The sequence below is a fragment of the Gottfriedia sp. NPDC058432 genome (assembly GCF_042721555.1).
Lineage (GTDB): Bacteria > Bacillota > Bacilli > Bacillales > Bacillaceae_G > Gottfriedia.
The window spans coordinates 267626-268846 of sequence record NZ_JBHXLC010000001.1 but is presented as its reverse complement, the minus strand read 5'-3'; the positions used below and the strand labels follow the sequence as shown (position 1 = coordinate 268846).

Sequence of the window (1221 nt, the reverse complement as noted above, 5' to 3'; positions counted from 1 at the left end):
CTCCTGTTGCTCCTGTTGCTCCTGCTGGACCTGTCGCTCCATCTGCTCCTGTTGCTCCTGCTGGACCTGTTACTCCTGCTGCTCCTGTTGCTCCTGTTGCTCCTGCTGGACCTGTTACTCCTGCTGGACCTGTTGCTCCTGCTGGACCTGTCGCTCCATCTGCTCCTGTTGCTCCCGCTGGACCTGTTGCTCCTGCTGGACCTGTTGGACCTTGTGGACCTGTTGCTCCTGTTGGACCTGTTAGACCTGTAACTCCTGTTGGTGGTGGAGGACCTGGTGGCAGTGGTGCTCCCGTAGGACCTGTTGGAGCTGGTGGTAATGGTAGGACTGGTGGTAATTGTGGGCCTGGTGGGCCTGGTGGTATTGGCAAATAGATACACCTCCAAAAATATTTTGACGTACACTTTATACTATTTTTGTTGGACAAGTTTGTTTGGATTTTAACACTATTTCTATTAAAAATCCGCAAAAAAACTCTACTTACTAGATTTAAAACTATCAATGATAGAATGTGATCTAGTTTAGTAGAGTCAAATTGTTAAAATTAATTTTTCTTACTTCTATTTATTAATTAGTTTATAGCTACTCCTGCGCTAGCATATCCAGTTACAGTATTAACAAGGCTAATACCGTTTGCAGTTGCAGTATATACCATCATTAAACGAGTTTGTGCAGTAACTGGTATTACTAAAGGTGTAGAAATACCGCTCGTGATTTGGCCTAATGTAAGCGGACCTACAAGAGCTGGTAAAGTGACGCTTGCACCTGCAACTGGAGTAAAGTTATTACTATTTACTGGTGCACTATATAATTGTGCAGTCACCACAATATTTGTTCCTAAAATAGCCAAAGCTATAACGTTACTATAAGAAGCTGAAATAGCCGTAATTATGCCATCTCTAGGCATTGAGAATGCAAAATCAAGTATTTCAGTTGGCAAACCAGTTCCTGTTAAATCAATCGCTGGTCCAGGAAGTAATGCAACATTCGGAATAGAACTTCCAAATCCTACAAGTCCAGCTGTTCCTGCTAATCCGCCTAAAATTGTAGACATCACAACTGGTGCACCTGATGCAAACGGAATAATTGCACCTGTACCTGCTACACCAGTCGCCCCTGCTGAACCTGTTGCTCCTGCTGGACCTGCTGCTCCTGCTGCTCCTGCTGGACCTGTTGCTCCCGCTGGGCCTGTTGCTCCGTCTGCTCCTGCCGCTCCTGCCG

2 protein-coding genes are annotated in these 1221 nt (G+C 45.6%); both read right to left on the bottom strand.

Translation table 11 applies throughout. The features are described from left to right. The coding region (locus ACFWM3_RS01405; protein ID WP_390309973.1) for a hypothetical protein at nucleotides 1-370 on the bottom strand (370 nt) is incomplete at its 3' end. A 201-nt stretch (nucleotides 371-571) separates the two neighbouring features. Continuing rightward, nucleotides 572-1221: exosporium glycoprotein BclB-related protein (locus ACFWM3_RS01400; RefSeq protein WP_390309808.1), on the bottom strand; the 650-nt coding region annotated here is incomplete at its 5' end.